Genomic DNA, 19746 nt, shown 5'->3' with positions numbered 1-19746 from the left:
TAAAAGAAAATGGATTTTGAACTCTCGGATGAGCAGAACATGTTGAAAGACAGCGTAGAGCGGTTTGTAAAGGACAATTATTCACCTGAAGCGCGCGCGAAATTGACGGAAACAGAATTAGGATTTAGTCGTGATCATTGGAAAACAATGGCTGAACTCGGTTGGCTCGGGCTCCCTTTCTCGGAAGAAGTCGGTGGCTTTGGCGGAACGGCAGTTGAAACAATGATAATGATGGAAAGCATGGGGCGCGGTCTTGTGCTGGAGCCGTTTTTGAGTACCGTTATTTTGGGAGGCGGCTTGGTCGCGGAAGGCGGTAGCGCTGAGCAGATAGAAAGCATTATACCTGAGGTAATAGAAGGCAACTTGATGCTGGCCTTTGCTTATGCGGAAAAACAGTCTCGATTTAATCTAAATGATGTTGAAACATCTGCCAGTAAATCAGGAGATGGCTATGTCTTGAATGGTCATAAAGCAGTTGTCTATCACGGAACAACAGCGAATAAAATCATCGTCTCCGCTCGTACTAGCGGTTCGTCAAAAGATAAAGAAGGCATTTCCCTTTTTGTCGTGGACAATGATTCCCAAGGTTTAAGCCGGCGTGATTATGCGACGATTGATGGGCAGCGCGCTGCTGATATCGTGTTTGAAAACGTCAATGTTGCTGCCTCCGCGCTCTTAGGTGAAGAAGGTGCGGCTCTTCCTGTTATCGAAAAAGTTGTTGAACGCACAATTGGTGCCCTCTGTGCGGAAGCTGTTGGTGCAATGGAAACGGCCAATGAAATTACCAATGAATATATGAAACAGCGTAAGCAGTTTGGTATTCCTATCGGTAAGTTTCAAGTCTTGCAACATCGTATGGTGGATATGTTTATGGAAGCAGAGCAATCTAAATCCATGTCCGATATGGTTGCAATGAAATTAGCGCTTGATGACGCGACAGAACGAAGCAAAGCGGTTTCAGCGGTTAAGGCCCAAGTTGGACAAGCTGCAAAGTTTGTCGGAGAACAATCCATCCAATTACATGGTGGGATGGGTATGACAGATGAGTATTCTATCGGACATTATTTCAAGCGGCTGACCACTATTGAAATGTTGTTTGGCAACACAGATTATCATTTTAAACGGTTCGCAATACTGTCTGCTTAACGATTACCGCTAATAACGTAATAGGAGGGAGAGGGTTTTTACTCTTTCCCTTTTTTTGTTGATGCAGGTACGTAAGTCGCTTCCTTGAAATGAAGCCGGCATAACGCAACGTACCGATCATTTCCCCCGATTTCTTTTTGCTCTCCCGCGCTGACCGGTTTTCCAGAGCCATCAACGCGGATCACCATGGTTGCTTTTTTCCCGCAATGACAAATGGTCTTTAATTCCCGGAGTTCGTCGGCCCAGGCCAGCAAATATTGACTTCCTTCAAATAAATTACCCTGAAAATCAGTACGAAGACCGTAGGCAAGAACAGGTATGTGGAGCTTGTCGGTAATCTCTGAAAGTTGGTATACCTGTGCGCGCGAAAGAAATTGTGCTTCGTCTACCATGATGCAATCAATAGGTTGAATCTCTAATTCATTCTTAACCGTTTCAAGGAGGTTCGTATCATCGCCAAAAAGCAATGCCTCAGCTTCCAGCCCAATACGGGAAGCTATTTTACCTTTGCCAAATCTGTCGTCTAGCGCAGCCGTAAATAATAATGGGTGCATTCCGCGCTCTTGATAATTGAAACTTGACTGCAGCAATGTCGTCGATTTTCCCGCATTCATAGTTGAGTAATTGAAATAAAGCTTAGCCATTTTTCGGTTTATAATTCATCCAGTTAACCACAAGAAGGGTTGCTTGGCATAAGGGAGATAGAGCGGATGGCCCGGATGTCCCTTGGCTGTTAAAGATAAGACATATAAAGGAATTTTATGGTCTCGTAAAAGGCTAACGATTTCGTCATGTCTTTGGAAATGATTTCCATGTCCACCCCAGGCACATATTGTCATTTTAGCGCCCTGAACACTTTTTAGTAATTTTACGTCATTTAATGGGCCGACAGGTTTTTCAGATTTTTTTAGGTCTTTTGGATCGGTTGCCCGGAACGCAAAAATATTCACGACATCTAGGGCTTCAAATCCCATATCAACTGCTCGTCGATGGCAGCGTTCGACCGTCGGATCATTGCTCATGGCGTCTGCCGTCGAGGGGTTGAGCATGACAAAAGTTACTTTTGCACCGTCACCCCAACGCCTCCAAAGGCAATATCGATAGGTTTCGCAGTCACTAAATTCGGCGCCTGACTGAGCAAAATAACTAGCGTCCATAGTCTTCCGGAAAAGGTAGGCCGTGTGTACCCTCCGTCCATATTTCCCGCTTTTTCATGACATATTTAAAGGCGCTGGTATTCATCTGACCATAGAGCCATTTTTTTAGCTTTTGGTAAGGGGACTGATCAAACCAATCCTTGTCCGAATTGGCAAACTGACGAATGAAGGGGAAAATAGCCGTATCGGCAAAAGTTATCATGTCAGAAGCTAAAAACTCGTGCTGCGAAAGTAGACCTTCAAGTTTTCTCAAGAACTCTTCGCCTTGTGACCGATAGATTTCTCTCGGGCTTTCTGGGTGCCGAACAAAATATTTGTACTGGTCCAAATTACTTTTGAACGGACCATCATTTTCAGCTACGAGATCAAATATGGTCTTTCGTTGCCTTTCATTGTCGGGTAACCAGCAATTGGGATCATTTTGATTAAGGGCCCACAGCATAATATCAAAGCTTTCATCCAATATAGTTCCATCAGATTTCTTCAACACCGGCACCGTTGCTTTTGGACTAATAGCGATCATGTCTTCTGGCTTGTCTTTCAAAAGAATGTCGCGCAGTTCCACTGTGATACCAGAATATACGATAGTCATACGGCTACGAATTGCATACGGGCAACGTCGAAAGCTGTATAGAATAGGCAAGGTTGGTTTGGTCATAGGACGTAATCTGGCTTTAGACATTTGGCATTATTCATAACGAAAAGTTAGTGTGATTACCAGCGAAGTCTATTTACGCGCCTTCTCATAGCCGCCCTCAGAGTTTCTTTGCGTTTGAATTCAATATCGATGATGGGTTCTTCTTCTGTGAAGTCAAAGTTGGGTATGTCCGAAGAATAAACGTTTCCAGCTTTATAGAAATCAGGATGCTCAGTTGCTGCGCCCTGGCCTGGTTCCAAATCAATAACATCGACAGTTTCACGGTCAAAACCCGAACTTCGAAAACGATCTTGTGTAGGTGATTTCAGCAGATCAATTTCTTCAGGGGCTAATTCCGGTGAGACTTTGTATTCAGAAGATTTAGACGCTTCTGATTTAGATGCACATTTCTGATTGTTTGAAAATTGCATTTCAGGTGCGGGTTCCGCAAACTCTATTGGTTCCTGGAATGTTTCAAGGATTTCTACTGTTTTTGGCTTATGTTCTTTATGTTTTGGTTTTCTCGAAAACGGCTTTTGTTTCTCGAAAGTATGCTCAGATTTGTTCGGTTTTTCTCTTGCAGCACTTCGCGGTGCTTCTAGGGATGGCAACTTGGTTTCAATGTGATCAACTAGGGTCAAGATAGCATCGCTTAATCGTCTATTCTTATCACGAAGCAGGTTATTTTCGGCCAATAATTCCCGTTCCCGTACTGAATTGATATCAGTGTGGCCGTAAAGTGATCTTCCAGGGTTATGCCGAGCGAAACTCATTTGAAGCGCAATTACCGATCCGTAGTCGAAAAATTGTCTGCGAAATCAACGTCGAGAAAATCCAAGACATCGATATTTGCGCTTAGTTTATGTTGGAATTAGGTCCGAAACCACTCAAAAAGTAGAATTTATGGTTAATTTACATAATATTTTATCTATTTTTTGGTTGGCTCACGACGCCAGGTCAAAGTTAACTATAATTCTTTTCAAATATACGAAATTTCCCTGTTATTTTGAAAAAATATGGTTTGAGAAAACTTCTTTTTTAAGTGGGCATGGTTAATTCGAATCAGTAAAAAACTTGGTAAACCACCATTTGTACCGATTCTAAATATCAAGAACTGTTCTTTACTATTTTATCGAGCTGACATTCATTCCTTGGGTATACGGATTGAATTTGACAATTTCTGTTCATCTTTACGACGTAATTACCTTTACAATTTTTGAAACTTAACCACCCTTCATAATCATATTGTTCACCAATTTCTCCCATGACAATATTAACTTTGAGATACTCAATTTTCGTCATATTCGTGCGGTCGATGGATAATCTGTCAATTTCCTGTTCGACTACTGGGGCGCAGTCTTCAGCATCATAGGCAGCGATACTTCCCGGTAAATAATCAGAGTCCGCACAGCCTGAAAGGATCGGGAAACAAACCAGCATACTGAGGAGCTTAGAAATTTTTTGTGACATATAGAGGCCCTTCTTAAAATTATATCGATAAAATAACATTGTGAAATCCCTAAACTTGACTAGAGATCCCTAATTTCAAAATAGAACAGCAAAATTTATTATCAATTGATGGTCTCGATCATTTTAAAGTGAAGGAAATTGGTGTCAGTCCCTCGACATAGCCTTCAATTTTATCACCTGATTTAATGGCGCCAACACCAGCAGGAGTGCCCGTATAAATCAGGTCTCCTGGTCTCAGTGCAAACTCAACAGATAAAAACGCAATAACCTCGTCGACGGACCAAATTAAATCTGAAATCGTAGCAGATTGGCGTGTTTCTCCGTTAACAGTGAGCCAGATTCTCGAGCTTGTAATATTAGTTATTTCAGAGGCTTTCGTTAGAGCGGCACAAGGAGCCGATTGGTCAAATGCTTTGCCGCTGTCCCAGGGGCGTCTTTTATCTTTGGCAATTTGCTGAAGGTCGCGTCTGGTTAAATCAATTCCGGCTCCAAATCCAAAAATATGTTTTGAGGCCATTTCCTGGGAAATATTCGCCCCTCCCTTGCCGATAGCAACCACCAATTCCATTTCATGATGAAGGTCGCTGGTGGCCTGCGGAAAGGGTATTTCTGTACCACTATCAACTACAGCATCTGCGGGTTTCGTAAAAAAGAAAGGAGGCTCTCGATCGGGATCTCCACCCATTTCACGAGTATGTTCCGCGTAGTTGCGGCCGACGCAGAAAATCCGGCGAACCGGAAAGCGTTTGGAGGTTCCGTTTACAGCAACGGTCGGGATTTGAGACGGCTCGAAAACATATTCCATAATTACTTTTTTCTCTGGAGGTTACGTGGCTTGTATGACCTTGGTACGGCGTTATACTGTTCAAAAATAAACTATAATAAAAATGGGATGTGGACAAATGAATGTCTGGAATATTGGGGACATAAAAGTTACCCGTGTTGTTGAAGTGCAAGCGACCGGTGGAACTCGTTTTATATTACCTCAGGCAACACCTGATGCTATCAAACCAATTGAGTGGTTGATCCCTCATTTCGCGACAGATGAAGGCAAACTCATTATGAGTATCCATGCTCTGATTATTGATACAGGTTCTCGACGAATAATTGTGGATACTTGTCTGGGCAATGATAAGGAACGGAAAATCCCTGCATGGAACAAGCTGCAAACCACTTTTTTAGAGGACCTCGCCGCTGCCGGATATCCGAGAGAGTCAATTGACACAGTTTTATGCACGCATCTTCATGTAGATCATGTCGGATGGAATACCATGCGTCGTGACGGGAAATGGGTGCCGACTTTCCCCAATGCCCGGTATTTGATGGGATCTGACGAATGGGCATATTGGAAGGATGCCTCTCAAGAAGAGTTCGGAGATGTTATTGGCGATTCTGTGATGCCGATTATTGACGCTGGGCTTGCAGATTTTGTCGATATGAACCACAGGATTTGCGAAGAAGTAAAATTATTTCCGTCGACCGGGCACACGCCAGGCCATGTATGCGTAGAAATTAGATCAAATGGAGAAGAAGCGGTGATTACGGGGGACAGTACGCATCATCCCTGTCAAATAGCGCATCCGGAATGGTCGAGTACAGCTGATTACGACCAAGTTGCATCATCGAAGACTAGGGAAGCTTTCTATTCAAAATACTCTGATACAAATACTCTCATAATCGGAACGCATTTCGCGACGCCGACTGCGGGCTATTTGAAAAAAACACAAGATGGAAATTATTGGTTAGAAGTCTAGAATGCAGGGCACGTTAATCCAGATTCTCCGGTTCGGAGAAACGTCGCCAACTTAATACTAACAGACGGTTAGAGAATGGTTCGCCTTGCCGCGGACGCGCACGATTAACCGATCAATTAAAACAAGGAAATACAATTATGCTAAAAAAACTAACACGGGGGATACTGGTTCTTGGGATATCCATGTTTGGATTTAACGCGAGCGTTCTCGCTGCTGACCCAGCTTCTTGTAAGCAAGTTCATTTTTCGGATGTTGGATGGACTGATATCACGGCAACGACAGCTGCTGCATCTGTAGTTTTGGATGCTTTAGGGTATGAAACGAAAGCGACAGTTCTCTCTGTGCCCGTGACTTACGCCAGCCTAAAAAATGGAGACATAGATGTGTTCCTAGGAAACTGGATGCCGACAATGGAAGGTGACATTGCGTCATATAGGGAAGATGGATCCGTTGAAACGACAGGTAAGAATTTGTCCGGCGCTAAATATACGCTGGCGGTAAACAAAACTGCGGCTGACGGTGGTATCACAAGCTTCGCTGATATTGCGCAACATAAGGATCAGTTGGACGGTAAAATTTACGGCATTGAACCGGGAAATGATGGAAACCGCCTTATACAGGATATGATCGATAAAGACGCGTTTGGACTGAAGGGTTTTGAAGTCGTCGAAAGCAGTGAGCAGGGCATGTTGTCGCAGGTCTCGCGAGCAGACAGGAAAAAAGAATGGGTGGTTTTTCTTGGTTGGGAGCCTCATCCGATGAATGCAAATTTCGCCATGACATATTTGTCTGGCGGCGATGAGTATTTTGGGCCGAATTATGGCGGTGCCGAAGTATTCACCAACGTTCGAAAGGGATATGTTGCCGAATGTCCTAATGCCGGTAAACTTATCTCCAATCTGCAGTTTACGTTGGTGATGGAAAACGAGATTATGGCAGCAATTCTGGATGAAGGTCAGGATCCCAAGAAAGCCGCAGCGGCGTGGCTTAAGAAACAACCCGACGTACCGGCCGCATGGATCTCCGGTGTAACGACGTTCGACGGCGGTGACGCCAAAGCAGCGCTCAATAAAGCGATGGGCATGTAATTGTAATTCGGCCGGGCTTGTCCCGGCCGTTTTCTTGTCCGTTTAAAACGGGTTTCAGGAAGAGGGGGAAGCCATGGAATGGCTGACTGATCATAAAATTCCGCTAGGGAATTGGATCCGCGATGGTGTTAATCTTCTCCTGGACCACGGTGCGTGGATATTCGACAGTTTTTCAGATGCGCTGGCGTTTTTAATTGATGGCATGGTCGACCTGATGTTGTGGTGCCCTCCATTGTTGCTTGTCGGACTATTTGCTTTAGGTGCATACCTATTACACCGCAGCTGGAAGTTATCGCTGCTAATAGTTGTTTGTCTTTTGCTTGTCATAAATCTTGGATACTGGGAAGAAACAGTTCGAACACTCGGGCTGATTATTTTCGCTACACTCACTTGCGTTATTGTCGGTGTTCCACTTGGTATATTAGCAGCCCATCGGCCAAAGTTTTACACTGTGCTTCGGCCCATATTGGATCTAATGCAGACCATCCCGACTTTTGTGTATTTGATCCCAACGATGATCATGTTTGGATTGGGCGTCGTCCCGGGCCTCATTTCGACAGTAATTTTCGCTATCCCTGCGCCGATCCGACTGACTTATCTAGGTATATCGGGCGTTCCCAAAACCCTTGTTGAAGCAGGTGAGGCGTTCGGTGCGACGCGGCGGCAGATCCTCTGGAAAATCGAATTACCTCACGCGGCTCCAACCATCATGGCCGGCGTCACTCAGTGCATCATGCTGTGCCTTTCCATGGTTGTCATCGCAGCAATGGTGGGCGCGCCAGGGCTTGGGGTACCGGTGTTGCGAGCGTTGAATACGGTAAATATTGCCAAAGGATTTGAAGCCGGATTGGCGATCGTGATTATCGCCATATTACTTGATCGGGTGTGCAAGCAGCCTACGCAGAAAAAAGAGGGCAAGTAATATGGCAGTTGTCGAATTCCGCGATGTGGATATTATTTTTGGCGACGAAGTGAAATCCGCGCTTACGTTGTTGGATAGCGGTGCTGACCGAGAAAAGATTCTTGCTGAAACCGATGCGGTCCTGGGAGTGGCTGGTGCTAGTATGGCTGTGGAGGCCGGCGAAATTTGTGTGCTGATGGGATTGTCTGGTTCCGGAAAATCATCTCTTTTACGGGCAGTTAATGGTCTCAACAAAGTATCCCGTGGTGACGTTCTTGTAGAACATGATGGACAGAAAATCAATATTGCAAGCTGCGATGCGAAAACACTTCGGCATTTGCGGATGCATCGAATATCAATGGTTTTTCAACAATTTGCTCTTCTCCCTTGGCGCACGGTAGAGGAGAATGTCGGCCTTGGTTTGGAGCTCCGTGGACTTGGGAAAATAGAACGCGCCAACATTGTTGCCGAGAAGTTGGAATTGGTCCAATTGGATCAATGGAAGGATAAATTCGTGCATGAACTATCTGGCGGCATGCAGCAACGTGTTGGTCTTGCACGGGCGTTTGCAACTGACGCGGACATCTTGTTAATGGATGAGCCGTTTTCGGCTTTGGATCCTCTTATCAGGAACCGTTTGCAGGATGAGTTGCTTGCATTACAGGAAAAAATGCAAAAAACCATCATTTTTGTCAGCCATGATCTGGATGAAGCGCTTAAAATCGGCAACAGAATTGCTATCATGGACCAGGCTCGCATTGTTCAATATGGAGAACCTGAAGAAATCGTACGCAATCCAGCGAACGCCTATGTAGCGGATTTTGTTGGGCATATGAATCCCCTAAATGTTCTTCGCGGCAGGACTTTAATGACAGCTACTGCCGACATACCAACCCAGGGCGATGAGCTACTTCTTGATCGTGCCGGATATTGCCGACTGAAATTGGACAATCTGAGCAAGCCTTCTTCGGCAACCTCAAATGGTATTGCGTCACAAATTGTCTCTTACACCAAGGAGACCGGAATTGATTCTTTCGTTGATACCAATTTTGCAAAAGCGTCTCCGGAAATCATGCTCCGCGAGGTAATCGAAGTACGACATAAAACCGGCTCACCCGTATTGTTTGTTGAGAATGACCAGCTTGTTGGTATGATTGGCGATGATGAAATATTCGAAGGTTTTCTTCGCTAAACGTTTTTCCGGGCGCACCAGATAAACAGAAAGAAAAAGAATGAAACTCTATGATTTTCCGGGACCTCCTAGCCCGAGGCGTGTAAGAATCTTTATCGCAGAAAAAGGATTGGATATTGAAAAAGTATCCGTCAATATTCGTGAAGGCGAGCATCTGTCGGAAGATTTCAAAAAAATAAACCCCCATTGCACCATACCAGTTCTGGAGTTGGACAATGGCACCAGAATTTCCTCCATTGATGCCATTAATCGTTATCTTGAGGAAATTCATCCTGAACCGCCTTTGTTCGGTAAAAACCCTGAAGAGCGGGCGGTCATCAATGACTGGAACCATTACGTTACTGTGAATGGATTTATGGCTGTCGCAGAAGCATTACGTAATTCTGCAGAACGCTTGAAAGGGCGGGCTATTACCGGCCCGCGGGATTTTGAACAAATACCGGCTTTGGCAGAACGCGGTCGTCAACGCGTGATGAATTTCTTTGAAGACCTGAATACGCATTTGGCGGGTCGAGAATTTATTGCCGGTGATAATTATTCCGTCGTCGACATTGGAGCCATGGTCGTAGTCGATTTTTCAGGAATGGCAAAACTAACCGTTCCAGAGGAATATACGGACCTGAAGAGATGGCATGCGGCTGTTGCTGCGCGCCCTAGCGCTCAAGCTTAGATTTCATTTCCGGCGGCGGCGGCTTGTTCGTCGTCCGCCGCTTTCTGCTTTTGCGCCATGTCCCGCTTCGGCTGGAAGTTCGATTGTCCAAACAGGGCCAAACCTTGCTTCAATTTTGGCAATATCCAATGACGGATTGGGCGTATAGCCATCCAATGCATCTGACATTGCTTTTAAATGCGCATGACTGGTGCCGCAGCAGCCGCCAATAATTCGAGCACCAGCATCTGCTGCCAGACGTGCATAATCTGCCATAACATCCAAAGTGCCGCTAAAGGTCAACGCACCGTCCTTAAATTCCGGAATACCACAATTTGCTTTGGAGACTATGATGTCTGTTTCCTGTGCGGTTGATTTAAGCCCAATAAGAGTTTCAAGCATTTCACCAGCTCCAACACCGCAATTTGCGCCCCATCCCATCGGCTTAGAGGGTAATTCTTGGCAAAATTTTGTGTAATCACCGGGCTTAATCCCCATCATTGTCCGGCGGTTGGTGTCAAAAGACATGGTACATACCACAGGCAGGCCAGTGGAGGCCGCGGCGGTAACTGCAGTTTCCATTTCTTCTGTCGCAGATAATGTCTCTATCCATAGGACATCAACCCCGCCTTCAACAAGCGCTTCTGCCTGTTCTTTGAAAGCGGCAACGGCATCTTCGGGGGTCAATTCGCCCAGCGGAACCATTAATTCACCGGTTGGGCCCATTGACCCTGCGACAATAACCGGTCGAGCAACTCTGTCGGCCTCAGCGCGGGCTATTTTTGCAGCTGCAATATTCAGCTCTAATACACGGGACTGCGCATTATGCAACTTAAGCCGATGCGTCGTACCGCCAAAACTATTGGTCAATATAATATCAGAACCGGCGTCCACAAAACCGCGGTGCAACGCGTGAATTTTTTCTGGCGCATCAATATTCCATAGCTCTGGTGCATCGCCTGATTGTAATCCGGCTGCGAACAAGTTCGTCCCCACAGCGCCGTCGGCCAGCAAAAAGGGTTTTTTGTCTAATAGTTCTTGAAGTTTATTTGCCATTTTAGCAGCCTATGCGTTGAGTTTTACCTTGGCCTGTTCATGACATAGTGTAGAGATCAGTGCAAACTGAAATACAGGTTCGCAATCCGAGGACAATAATTGCCACGGCTAGAAGGCAAGGGAAAGCGACCTGTAGCATCAGCAGATGGTATCGGGCTGTTTATTTCTCGTTTTGATCCGAGCTGTCTTTGGATGGTTTTTTTGCCGTTGTCGGTTTCGTTTTCTTAGGCGTTTCATCGACCGGTTCAGCAACAATAATTACGTCATCTGCTTTTTGCCGCGGAGCGGCGGTTTGTTCAGGCCAGGCCCCAACAGGAAATGGTTTTTCGTCACTTTGATAGGAGAGAAACTCTACCACCTGTTTGTTGTACTCTGCCAAGGACCCACCGAAGGATTGAAGTTGCGGGAAAGGTGAGCCGGTAAACAGGGCTTTAAGAAACTGTATGATTGTTATTGCAAACAGAACGATACTTGCCACTCTGTATGTTATCGCGAACAGAATTATAAAGAGTAATCTAGTCCATGTGGATTTTGATTTTACGTTTGTTTTTACGTCGTCGGTCATCGGGGGCGCCCCATATTAATCTCTATTGATATAACCGGCTCGCACTTTCATTTTACGCTACTCTAAATCCAGCGTCGAACCTTTTGCTTATACTGTAGATATTCTTCGCCGAACTTATCTTCAAGGTACGTCTCCTCTTTTGCAATGACAAATATGCGAATTAATAGTAGACAAAAGAACAATAAAACGATCGCAACCAGGCTAGATGCGGCAATTGCTATCCCTAAGTAAACCGCTGCCATTAATACATAAATCGGGTTACGGGAGTAGCGATGAAGCCCGTCAATAATTAAGGCCGTCGTGGGCTTCCAAGGCTCAACATTTGTGCCCGAAGTTTCATGCTTTCGGACCGATTTCAATAGAAATACAGTGCCGACGACGGCAATGACACCCCCAGCGATAAGCATATATGGTGCCCCTAGCTCACCTTGAATCCAAGCGGAACTTTGCCAAATTCCAAGTATGAGAAAGGACAAAAAATACAAAGGTGGTGGAACACGAACACCTGCATGATCTGGTTTTTCCATAAAGATTCTCCCAAGCTAGAAACGTATTTTCGCCTAAACCCGCGTAGTTATTTGCATATTAAGCGGGGACATTCTGGGCTAGATACTCGATAGCTGCCTGCACACCGCCGCTTCCATGTGGAACATCTAAAGCCACCAGACTCATTTCGATGGCGCTAAGTGTTCCGAGTAACATTGGAGCGTTTATATGACCCATATGCGCGATCCGAAGCGCTTTACCACTTAATGCGGCAATGCCAATACCGACAACAACACCACATTTTTCGTCACAATAACTCAGGATATCGTTGAGAATTTTTTCATCATTTACAAGGACCGTCGTCACTGAATTTGAACGCTGGGATGGGTCGGATATATTAAACGATAATACACCTCCTTCGCACCATTTTGAAACGGCGGCACGGGCAGCATTTGCAAGCAAATGGTGCCGTAAAACAACGTTTTCCACGCCTTCGTCTTTTATCATTTCAAAGGCTTTTTGTAAGCCAAAAAGATGGTGGACAGGAGGTGTTCCCGCATATTTGTGATAATGTTCGTCGCCATCTCTTGCCGTCCAATCCCAGTAGGCGGTGCGAAGGTTGGCGTGTGCGTGTTTTTCTTTTGCTTTACTATTGGAAATCGTAAAGCTCAGGCCCGGCGACATCATCAGGCCTTTTTGGCATGCTGCCACTGTGACATCGACACCCCATTCATCCATTTTGTACGGCATAGTACCAAGCGAAGCAATGGTATCGACCATAAACAACGCATCATGTCCGGCATTATCAATGGCTTTTCGAATAGCTGGAATATCATTAACAACACTGGAAGCCGTGTCTACTTGCACAACTAATACGGCTTTGATGTCTTTACTAACATCGGCCACGAGCCGAGCTTCAACTGTCGCTGGTTCGACAGCTTTTTGGTAGCTGCCGGGAAGGACTTCAACATCTAAACCGATTGTTGCGCCAGCTTGTCCCCAACCCGCTGCAAATGAGCCGCTTTCCAGTACAAGCACTTTGTCGTCACGGGACAAAACGTTACTTAATGCGGCTTCCCATGCGCCATGTCCATTGGCAATGTAGATATTTGGAAAGCCTGTTGTCTGGCACAAATTGCGCAAATCGTGCAACAATCCATCTGTAATTTCTACAAGCTCTCCAGTTCGGATATCGATAGGAGGGCGATGCATGGCGGCAAGCACTTCATCAGGGACAGTTGTTGGGCCTGGAATACTGATAAACTGGCGACCATTTCGAACGCTCATTTCAAGATTTTCCTTCTGAAAAATTGTTTGAAGGCGGCAGAGTTTATTCTTTTTTATCTAGAGGGCAATATCTAAATAAAACGCGCCTTAGACGTTTTAACTCTTCGTAGTCCTTTTGTTCTGTGAAGCTTGAACGGTGCTGTAGAGCTGCTTGCTGGATGTTCCATTGCTGCCCAAGGGCAGGAAATTTGCTTTGCGTTCGCCAGAAGGACGTTGAATGATCCGTAGTAAGGCAAACAGAGCAAGGAAGACAGCGCAGGCAGCGATAAAATAGAACAATCCAGCCGGCCCCATAACGCCCATAATTTGTGAGGCGATGATTGGACCGATACTGGCGCCGGCGCCGTAGGCTAATAGTAGGCCAGCAGATACTTGCACAAGGCGATCTTGATCAGCCATGTCATTAACCTGCGCTGACGATAAGGGGTAAACAGTGTAACAAAAGCCGCCATATATTGCCCCGATAGCGAATAGTACTATTACAGAGCTTTGATCGGCGGCCCAGATAATCCCCACGGCGGCGAGTGATGTGAGTAGAGCAGATATGATAAGAGTTCCGCGCCTGTCAAATCGATCGGAAAGGCGGCCGACGGGAAATTGCAGTAGCATCCCACCTAACAGAATACTCGCCATAAACGTTGAAATCTGCGTGATGGTCAGACCAATAGAAGTGGCAAATATAGGCCCCATACTATTGAAAGAGGCATTCGTCATTCCAGCGATAAGCGTGCCGAGCACACCAACAGGTGAGATTTTGAAAAGGCCGGAAAATTTCATCCGTTCTGGTACCGAAGGTTTTGGTGCGGTCGCGCGCGTCAAAAGTATGGGTACCAAGGCCACGGAAAAAATGATCGACGCAATCGAAAATAACTGGAAACTATCTGGATTTGCGACAGTCAGGAGAAACTGTCCGACACCGCCGCCAAGATAGTTGGTCATCATATAAAGAGAAAGAACGCGGCCGCGATTGGCATTAGTCGACCTTTCATTAAGCCAGCTTTCAACAATCATGACCATGCCGGCCATACAGAAGCCCGCGATTGCCCGAAGAAAAAACCAGGCTATTGCATCAATGATCAAAACATGAGCTAAAACGGAAACAGACATCACGGAAGCAAAGGCGGCAAACGCACGAATATGTCCGGCACTGGCAACAACGCGGACAGCATAAACCGCCCCTAACAGCATTCCGAAGAAAAACCCGGCCATAATGACACCGGTAACTTCTGTCGAGAACCCTTCTAGCTTGCTCCGTAGTCCCAGTAGCGTAGAAAACATGGCGTTTGCCAGCATCAAAAGACCGTAACTGGAAAGGAGTGAGGCAACTGATTTGATAGTCGACCACATCGAATTTATCCCTCGTTCCCATGGGGTGCCGTTTTTATTGTCCAGATCATAGCAGCCAGTGATAGCGCACCCAAAATAGCGAAACTACCAATCAATGGAGAAACTGTTCCATCGTAAAGCTGTGCAATCACGGTGCCGAGTGCCATGGAAACAAATGTTGTTAAAGAGCCAATTACAGCGGCGGCGACACCGGCAATATGGCCGAGAGGTTCCATCGCCATTGCGTTAAAATTACCAAACAAAATACCAATGCAAAAGAACGTGACCATGAAGAAGCTGACAAGGGTCCAAAGAGGCGGGTGACCATTTTGTACATAAGTATAAAGCCAGTAGGTAAACGAAATTGCTGTGAGAGCGATCAACGCGTAAAATGTCAGTTTCCTCATACCGAACCGCATGACCAACTTGGCATTGACGAAGGATGCTATGCCCAATGCAATTGCCAGTACTCCAAAATACACGGCGAATAAATCACCGACGCCATATTGGTCCTGAAATATTTGCTGTGACATGGTCAGGTAGCCCAGAAAGGCACTAAAAATAAAGCCGCCGACCATGGTGAAACCAAAGGCGGCGCGCGTAAAGAATACTTCTTTAACAGCGCCTGCAATTCGGCGTGCTGATAATTTTGCCCTTTTCGACGGAACAAGCGTTTCCTCTTGTCGAATACCGAACCAAACTAAGACACCGAAACCAAGAATAAAAAGAACCACGAAGATCATCCGCCAGTCACCAACGAATAGAATGACTTGTCCGAGAGCTGGGGCAAGAACAGGGACCAATATGAAGACGGTCATCACAAGCGAGACAAAACGGGCCATTTCACGGCCTTCGTATTGATCACGGATAAGGGCAAGGCTGACAATTCTAGGTCCAGCAACCCCGAGACCCTGCAAAAACCGACCGATCAGCATCATGTCGTAGTTTGTGGCAAAGATGGATAGTAGGGTGCCCAGCAAAAAAAGGCCAAAACCGAAATAAATTGCCGGCTTTCTCCCGGTACTGTCGGAAACAGGTCCGTAGATCAACTGGCCAATCGCCATACCAAGGAAAAGAACCGCGACGATATATTGGCGTTCATTCGCGTCACCCGCATTGAGATCTCGCCCGATGTCGTAAAGTGCTGGCAGCATCACATCAATAGAAAGCGCTACCATGGAGATCATCAGGGCAAGTAAGGAAACTTGCTCAATAAATCCGAGTTTTGACGGTTGCGATGACATGCTAAAACTCACAATGTGGAAAATCAAAATAGCGAAGCGAAGCCGTCTCTTTAGTAGGCTTCGCTTGCCGTCGGGTGAATAACAAGTATACGTTGATATTCGTAATAACGGGCAGATTGTTTTTAAGCAATCAATTCGTCTGATTTCTTTAATTTAAAAGTCGACAGCTTTGCCCAATGCAAACTGGATCCGAGAAAATGTGTAATTATCCCAATTTTTCGTTCCGTATTGCCCAGCGAAGTCGCGGTCTTTATTGGTGGCGAAATCACCGATTTCTATTTTTATACCTAGTGCATTCATGTATTCGTCATCAACGATGATGAATTGGGTTTTAAAGGGAACAATATATTTCCCTGAATGCGACAAATGTTGGTTCTTCGCTTCAGCATAATCTCTACACCAAATGTTCAGAAATACTTGGCATTTCCCATCATACCATAGCGTGCCCATGTCTTCACCAATTTGAGCGGAGCCAGATAAAACATGACTAGCATGTTGCCAATTTTTAAATCCGGCCCTTTTGGACACAAGTTTAAGACCATCTTTATGTTTATACGGTCCGTCGACAGCGCCATTCTGAGCGAAAAGTTCTAATGTTTTCGGATTTTCCGATTTGGCCGATTTTAGCATGATTTTGCTGCGAATTTTGAGTTCGGCAAGTGATTTGTGCGGCTGGTATCGGGAGGCAATAGTTTCCATTTTCTGTTCCTTCAATTTATCAGGCATCCCGCGAGGCCAAACTTGAAAGTAAAAAATAGAGAAGCGCAAAAAAATCTCGACAAGGTGATGTCATCTTGGGCGGGCAGGCTCCCTTGCGAACCTCGCCGGACTATACAAATCATGAACGGTAAGTCAAGTCGCCTGATTTCGTTTCGTTTGAATCCGATACTGGAGTAAGGTTTATGCCTAAGGCGAGAAGGTATGCCGGTCAAAATAAAAATAACAAGGATATTCCATGTCTCAACCGTCCGCAAAAAAGCCGCTTGGCGGTCTTGACGCTAAACTTGCCGGAAGTCCCTTTTTTTATGGCTGGGTAGTTGTCGCCATAGTCTTTGTTACAATGGGAATCGGCGTGAATGTTCGAACGGCATTTTCTCTCCTATTTCCTGCTATTTTGGACGAATATGGTTGGGATAGAGCGACAACGGCGGCCGCGTTTTCAATTGGATTTGCTGTCGCGGCTTTTTTATCCCCTCTTGTTGGCAAATTGCTGGAGTATATAGCGCCTAAGTATCTCCTATCGATATCGGCCATCTCTGTTAGCGCTGGGCTGGTTTTGTCAACGTATGCGACGGAACCATGGCATTTTTACCTAACTCTGGGTGTTCTGATGGTTGGTACGGGAATCGTCGTGACGTATGTTGGGCAGTCTATGTTTTTACCTAACTGGTTTCAACGCAAGAGAGGGCTGGCCATCGGGCTTGCTTTTTCCGGTGTTGGGATTGGATCCATAATCTTGATGCCACTCATCCAAGAAACCATCGATCTGGAAGGCTGGCGGCAAGCTTGTTGGTTGATGGCCATTCTACTTCTTACTATTGTTTTACCGCTAAATTTCTTTTTGCAAAGAAAAGAACCGGCGGATTTAGGTTTATATCCGGATGGAGATTTTTCGCCCGAGGATGCAATTGCTCAGGGGCATAAAATTGCGGCAGATCCGGTAGTTGACGTCCAATGGGTTCAGACGGACTGGACGATTTTAAAGGCCATGAAGACTGTGACTTTTTGGTGGATGTCGTTGGCTTGTTTTTCAGCGTTGTATGTCTGGTATGCAGTGCAAGTTCATCAGACCAAATATCTGATTGAAATTGGTTTTTCTTATATCCAAGCGGCGTTTGCTTTGGGATTAGTGGGATTCGCCGGTGTTTTGAGCCAGATTTATCTTGGTCACCTTTCAGATAGGTTGGGTCGGGAGTGGGTATGGTCAATTTCGTTACTTGGTTTCATGATTTGCAGTTTTTTACTGTTGGCGATGGAGACGACGCCCAGCCTGACGATGATGTATGCGATGGTTATTTTGCAGGGGATTGGTTATGGCGCGGCCACGGTTTATGGCTCCATGCCGGCCGATGTGTTCCAGGGTAAAGGCTATGGCGTGATATTTGGCATGATCAGCACTATGGCGTTGATTGGGGGCGCTGTTGGTCCTTGGCTAACAGGACTATTTTATGACAATAGTGGAAATTATCACATAGCTTTTTATGTCGTGATTGGCATGTCAGCGTTATCAATATTCGCTGTTTGGATGGCGGCGCCAAGAAAGAAGCGCCTCGTTGCCGGCCAGGCGGAAAAAAGAGCCGCCAGGTTACAATCCATCTAATGAGAAATCCGGGTTAAATAGACATTGATCTGATCAGAGTTAGTATGCGCGTGAGCCACAAGATAACGGGCGCCTTCAGGTTTGAAATCTATTTCAAATCGATCCGCATTTGCTTCCTTGTTCGTAATTTTTTGCCAGTTTTCCTTACCAACTAGATCATGCGCTGTTGTAATGTTGTAAGAGCGGAAAAATCGGCTCGTTACCGCTCCAACTTCAACGAATTTTCCGTCTTTCGTTGCCCGAAATACCGGGCTTGGGTTCCGATCAGGAAAATCGGCAATTGATTCCAATCGTCGATTTTTATATCGGGTTCCCACAGAAGAATACAGGGCCACACCAAATGGAAAACAATATGTTATCAGGATTGTAAATGTTGTGAGATATGGTCTGACGTCCAGCTCGTGAAGAAGCAATAAAAAGGGATTTTTTCCGGATCTCATCCAAGGAACAAGTAAGTGGCCATAGCAATTAATTGCTGTGCCGACAATGAGAGCGAGCCAGTAGAGGGCGGGGTCGTTGAGTTTTTCTTTGATAAATCGGACGATCAATTGATAATTCATTATCAAGTCCAGCTTTCTCATTCCGTTAGCGCGCCCGCTTTATGAAGGTAGCCTAACCGCTTTCATATTGTTTCAGCAAGAAGACAGTCCTATGCTGTGCCAAATTGTTTGGACCTAGGGGTAGAAGACATGGTGAAGACGACAAAATTTGCGATTGTTACTGGCGCAGGAACAGGAATTGGTCGCGCAGTTTCGCTGGCGTTGCTCAAAAATGACTACAGAGTGGCGCTTACTGGGCGCCGCGAACAGCCCCTGGAGGAAACCAAATCAATGGCTGGCGACAATAGTGCCAATGCATTGGTAATTCCCAGCGATGTTGCTGATCCGGCTTCTGTGCAAGCGTTGTTTGCCAAGGTAAAGAATGAATTCGGTCGATTGGATTTGCTATTCAATAATGCAGGTATGGGTACCCGCCCAGTACCGCCAGATGAACTGGAGATTGAGGCTTGGCAAAGCGCCGTAAATACTAACTTGAATGGGTCTTACTATTGCGCTCGAGAGGCCTTTGGAATTATGCGGCATCAAACGCCAATGGGGGGGCGCATTATTAATAATGGATCGATTTCCGCGCATGTACCGCGCCCCTTTAGCGCGCCGTATACGTCAACCAAGCATGCTATTACGGGATTGACCAAGTGTCTGTCCTTAGACGGAAGACCGTATGATATCGCCAGCGGTCAAATTGATATAGGCAATGCGGAAACTGAAATGACGCAAACGATCAAGAAGGGCGTTCCGCAAGCCAATCTTAAACTGGCTCCAGAGCCCGTGATGGATGTAGAAAATGTGGCGTCAGCTGTTCTTTATATGGACAGTTTAAGCTTGGACGCCAATGTCCAGTTCATGACAATAATGGCGACAAAAATGCCATTTATTGGAAGAGGGTAGGACGGAATGGCAATCAAAGC

General features: G+C 45.8%; 22 protein-coding genes. 8 read left to right on the top strand and 14 right to left on the bottom strand.

The genetic code is table 11. The annotated features are described in order from the left end of the window. Positions 1-9: 9 nt before the first annotated feature. On the top strand, positions 10-1146 hold the full coding sequence (locus tag V7723_RS00835; protein ID WP_335682511.1) for an acyl-CoA dehydrogenase family protein: 1137 nt from the start codon (positions 10-12) through the stop codon (positions 1144-1146). A 38-nt stretch (positions 1147-1184) separates the two neighbouring features. Here V7723_RS00835 and V7723_RS00830 read toward each other — a convergent pair whose 3' ends face one another. From V7723_RS00830 to V7723_RS00805, 6 genes are all read right to left on the bottom strand, one after another. Then, positions 1185-1790: a thymidine kinase gene (locus V7723_RS00830; protein WP_335682510.1), complete on the bottom strand. Its 606-nt coding sequence runs from the start codon at positions 1788-1790 to the stop codon at positions 1185-1187. 15 nt (positions 1791-1805) lie between these two features. Then, positions 1806-2303: a DUF1643 domain-containing protein gene (locus V7723_RS00825; protein WP_335682509.1), complete on the bottom strand. Its 498-nt coding sequence runs from the start codon at positions 2301-2303 to the stop codon at positions 1806-1808. After that, positions 2293-2961 (bottom strand): glutathione S-transferase, encoded by a 669-nt coding sequence (locus V7723_RS00820; protein ID WP_335682557.1) that lies wholly within the window; start codon positions 2959-2961, stop codon positions 2293-2295. Before V7723_RS00820 ends, V7723_RS00825 begins: the two co-directional genes overlap by 11 nt. A gap of 56 nt (positions 2962-3017) precedes the next feature. Beyond that, positions 3018-3635, bottom strand: a complete 618-nt coding sequence (locus tag V7723_RS00815; RefSeq protein WP_335682508.1) for a hypothetical protein — start codon at positions 3633-3635, stop codon at positions 3018-3020. A gap of 412 nt (positions 3636-4047) precedes the next feature. Then, a complete protein-coding gene (locus V7723_RS00810; protein ID WP_335682507.1) occupies positions 4048-4410 on the bottom strand; it encodes a hypothetical protein in 363 nt (120 codons plus the stop codon). A gap of 118 nt (positions 4411-4528) precedes the next feature. Beyond that, on the bottom strand, positions 4529-5218 hold the full coding sequence (locus tag V7723_RS00805; protein ID WP_443024155.1) for a fumarylacetoacetate hydrolase family protein: 690 nt from the start codon (positions 5216-5218) through the stop codon (positions 4529-4531). Between the two features lie 94 nt (positions 5219-5312). Here V7723_RS00805 and V7723_RS00800 point away from each other — a divergent pair, with 94 nt between their 5' ends. From V7723_RS00800 to V7723_RS00780, 5 genes are all read left to right on the top strand, one after another. Next, positions 5313-6164, top strand: coding sequence for an MBL fold metallo-hydrolase (locus tag V7723_RS00800; protein ID WP_335682505.1), 852 nt, complete (start codon positions 5313-5315; stop codon positions 6162-6164). A gap of 182 nt (positions 6165-6346) precedes the next feature. Beyond that, positions 6347-7252 carry a choline ABC transporter substrate-binding protein gene (locus V7723_RS00795; protein WP_443024154.1) on the top strand — a complete coding sequence of 302 codons (906 nt, stop codon included), beginning with the start codon at positions 6347-6349 and terminating at the stop codon, positions 7250-7252. A gap of 73 nt (positions 7253-7325) precedes the next feature. Beyond that, the gene (gene choW / locus V7723_RS00790) at positions 7326-8174 is read left to right on the top strand and encodes a choline ABC transporter permease subunit (protein ID WP_335682503.1); all 849 of its coding nucleotides are present in this window, start codon (positions 7326-7328) and stop codon (positions 8172-8174) included. Position 8175: 1 nt separating this feature from the next. Beyond that, positions 8176-9345 carry a choline ABC transporter ATP-binding protein gene (gene choV / locus V7723_RS00785; RefSeq protein ID WP_335682502.1) on the top strand — a complete coding sequence of 390 codons (1170 nt, stop codon included), beginning with the start codon at positions 8176-8178 and terminating at the stop codon, positions 9343-9345. A 40-nt stretch (positions 9346-9385) separates the two neighbouring features. Continuing rightward, positions 9386-10015: a glutathione S-transferase family protein gene (locus V7723_RS00780; RefSeq protein ID WP_335682501.1), complete on the top strand. Its 630-nt coding sequence runs from the start codon at positions 9386-9388 to the stop codon at positions 10013-10015. 3 nt (positions 10016-10018) lie between these two features. Here V7723_RS00780 and bmt read toward each other — a convergent pair whose 3' ends face one another. From bmt to V7723_RS00745, 7 genes are all read right to left on the bottom strand, one after another. Continuing rightward, on the bottom strand, positions 10019-11050 hold the full coding sequence (gene bmt, locus V7723_RS00775) for a betaine--homocysteine S-methyltransferase (RefSeq protein ID WP_335682500.1): 1032 nt from the start codon (positions 11048-11050) through the stop codon (positions 10019-10021). Between the two features lie 160 nt (positions 11051-11210). Beyond that, positions 11211-11615 (bottom strand): DUF4389 domain-containing protein, encoded by a 405-nt coding sequence (locus V7723_RS00770; protein WP_335682499.1) that lies wholly within the window; start codon positions 11613-11615, stop codon positions 11211-11213. Between the two features lie 62 nt (positions 11616-11677). Then, complete coding sequence (locus V7723_RS00765) at positions 11678-12142, bottom strand: methyltransferase family protein (RefSeq protein WP_335682498.1); 465 nt, start codon at positions 12140-12142, stop codon at positions 11678-11680. A gap of 58 nt (positions 12143-12200) precedes the next feature. Next, entirely contained in the window at positions 12201-13388 is a 1188-nt protein-coding gene (locus V7723_RS00760) for a pyridoxal-phosphate-dependent aminotransferase family protein (RefSeq protein ID WP_335682497.1), read from the bottom strand. A 96-nt stretch (positions 13389-13484) separates the two neighbouring features. Continuing rightward, a complete protein-coding gene (locus V7723_RS00755) occupies positions 13485-14735 on the bottom strand; it encodes an MFS transporter (protein ID WP_335682496.1) in 1251 nt (416 codons plus the stop codon). Positions 14736-14740: 5 nt separating this feature from the next. Further along, positions 14741-15958, bottom strand: coding sequence for a multidrug effflux MFS transporter (locus tag V7723_RS00750; RefSeq protein WP_335682495.1), 1218 nt, complete (start codon positions 15956-15958; stop codon positions 14741-14743). Positions 15959-16111: 153 nt separating this feature from the next. Then, positions 16112-16657 (bottom strand): hypothetical protein, encoded by a 546-nt coding sequence (locus V7723_RS00745; protein ID WP_335682494.1) that lies wholly within the window; start codon positions 16655-16657, stop codon positions 16112-16114. A 256-nt stretch (positions 16658-16913) separates the two neighbouring features. Here V7723_RS00745 and V7723_RS00740 point away from each other — a divergent pair, with 256 nt between their 5' ends. After that, the gene (locus tag V7723_RS00740; RefSeq protein ID WP_335682493.1) at positions 16914-18278 is read left to right on the top strand and encodes an MFS transporter; all 1365 of its coding nucleotides are present in this window, start codon (positions 16914-16916) and stop codon (positions 18276-18278) included. On the opposite strand, the gene V7723_RS00735 is transcribed toward V7723_RS00740, so the two are convergent. Beyond that, entirely contained in the window at positions 18275-18838 is a 564-nt protein-coding gene (locus tag V7723_RS00735; protein ID WP_335682492.1) for a hypothetical protein, read from the bottom strand. The genes V7723_RS00740 and V7723_RS00735 overlap by 4 nt on opposite strands. 129 nt (positions 18839-18967) lie before the next feature. Here V7723_RS00735 and V7723_RS00730 point away from each other — a divergent pair, with 129 nt between their 5' ends. Continuing rightward, positions 18968-19726 (top strand): SDR family oxidoreductase, encoded by a 759-nt coding sequence (locus tag V7723_RS00730; RefSeq protein ID WP_335682491.1) that lies wholly within the window; start codon positions 18968-18970, stop codon positions 19724-19726. The last annotated feature ends 20 nt before the right edge of the window (positions 19727-19746 follow it).

The organism is Sneathiella sp. (genome assembly GCF_036960985.1).
In the GTDB taxonomy this organism is placed as follows: domain Bacteria; phylum Pseudomonadota; class Alphaproteobacteria; order Sneathiellales; family Sneathiellaceae; genus Sneathiella.
Note: the sequence above shows the minus strand (reverse complement) of the source record. Positions and strands in the feature narration are given on the sequence as shown.

Bases quoted from the DNA above. Each gene is read 5' to 3' on its own strand.
- V7723_RS00835 (WP_335682511.1), top strand. From the start codon at position 10: ATGGATTTTGAACTCTCGGATGAGCAGAACATGTTGAAAGACAGCGTA.
- V7723_RS00830 (WP_335682510.1), bottom strand. From the start codon at position 1,790: ATGGCTAAGCTTTATTTCAATTACTCAACTATGAATGCGGGAAAATCG.
- V7723_RS00825 (WP_335682509.1), bottom strand. From the start codon at position 2,303: ATGGACGCTAGTTATTTTGCTCAGTCAGGCGCCGAATTTAGTGACTGC.
- V7723_RS00820 (WP_335682557.1), bottom strand. From the start codon at position 2,961: ATGACCAAACCAACCTTGCCTATTCTATACAGCTTTCGACGTTGCCCG.
- V7723_RS00810 (WP_335682507.1), bottom strand. From the start codon at position 4,410: ATGTCACAAAAAATTTCTAAGCTCCTCAGTATGCTGGTTTGTTTCCCG.
- V7723_RS00800 (WP_335682505.1), top strand. From the start codon at position 5,313: ATGAATGTCTGGAATATTGGGGACATAAAAGTTACCCGTGTTGTTGAA.
- V7723_RS00795 (WP_443024154.1), top strand. From the start codon at position 6,347: ATGTTTGGATTTAACGCGAGCGTTCTCGCTGCTGACCCAGCTTCTTGT.
- choW (WP_335682503.1), top strand. From the start codon at position 7,326: ATGGAATGGCTGACTGATCATAAAATTCCGCTAGGGAATTGGATCCGC.
- choV (WP_335682502.1), top strand. From the start codon at position 8,176: ATGGCAGTTGTCGAATTCCGCGATGTGGATATTATTTTTGGCGACGAA.
- V7723_RS00780 (WP_335682501.1), top strand. From the start codon at position 9,386: ATGAAACTCTATGATTTTCCGGGACCTCCTAGCCCGAGGCGTGTAAGA.
- bmt (WP_335682500.1), bottom strand. From the start codon at position 11,050: ATGGCAAATAAACTTCAAGAACTATTAGACAAAAAACCCTTTTTGCTG.
- V7723_RS00770 (WP_335682499.1), bottom strand. From the start codon at position 11,615: ATGACCGACGACGTAAAAACAAACGTAAAATCAAAATCCACATGGACT.
- V7723_RS00765 (WP_335682498.1), bottom strand. From the start codon at position 12,142: ATGGAAAAACCAGATCATGCAGGTGTTCGTGTTCCACCACCTTTGTAT.
- V7723_RS00760 (WP_335682497.1), bottom strand. From the start codon at position 13,388: ATGAGCGTTCGAAATGGTCGCCAGTTTATCAGTATTCCAGGCCCAACA.
- V7723_RS00755 (WP_335682496.1), bottom strand. From the start codon at position 14,735: ATGTGGTCGACTATCAAATCAGTTGCCTCACTCCTTTCCAGTTACGGT.
- V7723_RS00750 (WP_335682495.1), bottom strand. From the start codon at position 15,958: ATGTCATCGCAACCGTCAAAACTCGGATTTATTGAGCAAGTTTCCTTA.
- V7723_RS00745 (WP_335682494.1), bottom strand. From the start codon at position 16,657: ATGGAAACTATTGCCTCCCGATACCAGCCGCACAAATCACTTGCCGAA.
- V7723_RS00740 (WP_335682493.1), top strand. From the start codon at position 16,914: ATGTCTCAACCGTCCGCAAAAAAGCCGCTTGGCGGTCTTGACGCTAAA.
- V7723_RS00735 (WP_335682492.1), bottom strand. From the start codon at position 18,838: ATGAATTATCAATTGATCGTCCGATTTATCAAAGAAAAACTCAACGAC.
- V7723_RS00730 (WP_335682491.1), top strand. From the start codon at position 18,968: ATGGTGAAGACGACAAAATTTGCGATTGTTACTGGCGCAGGAACAGGA.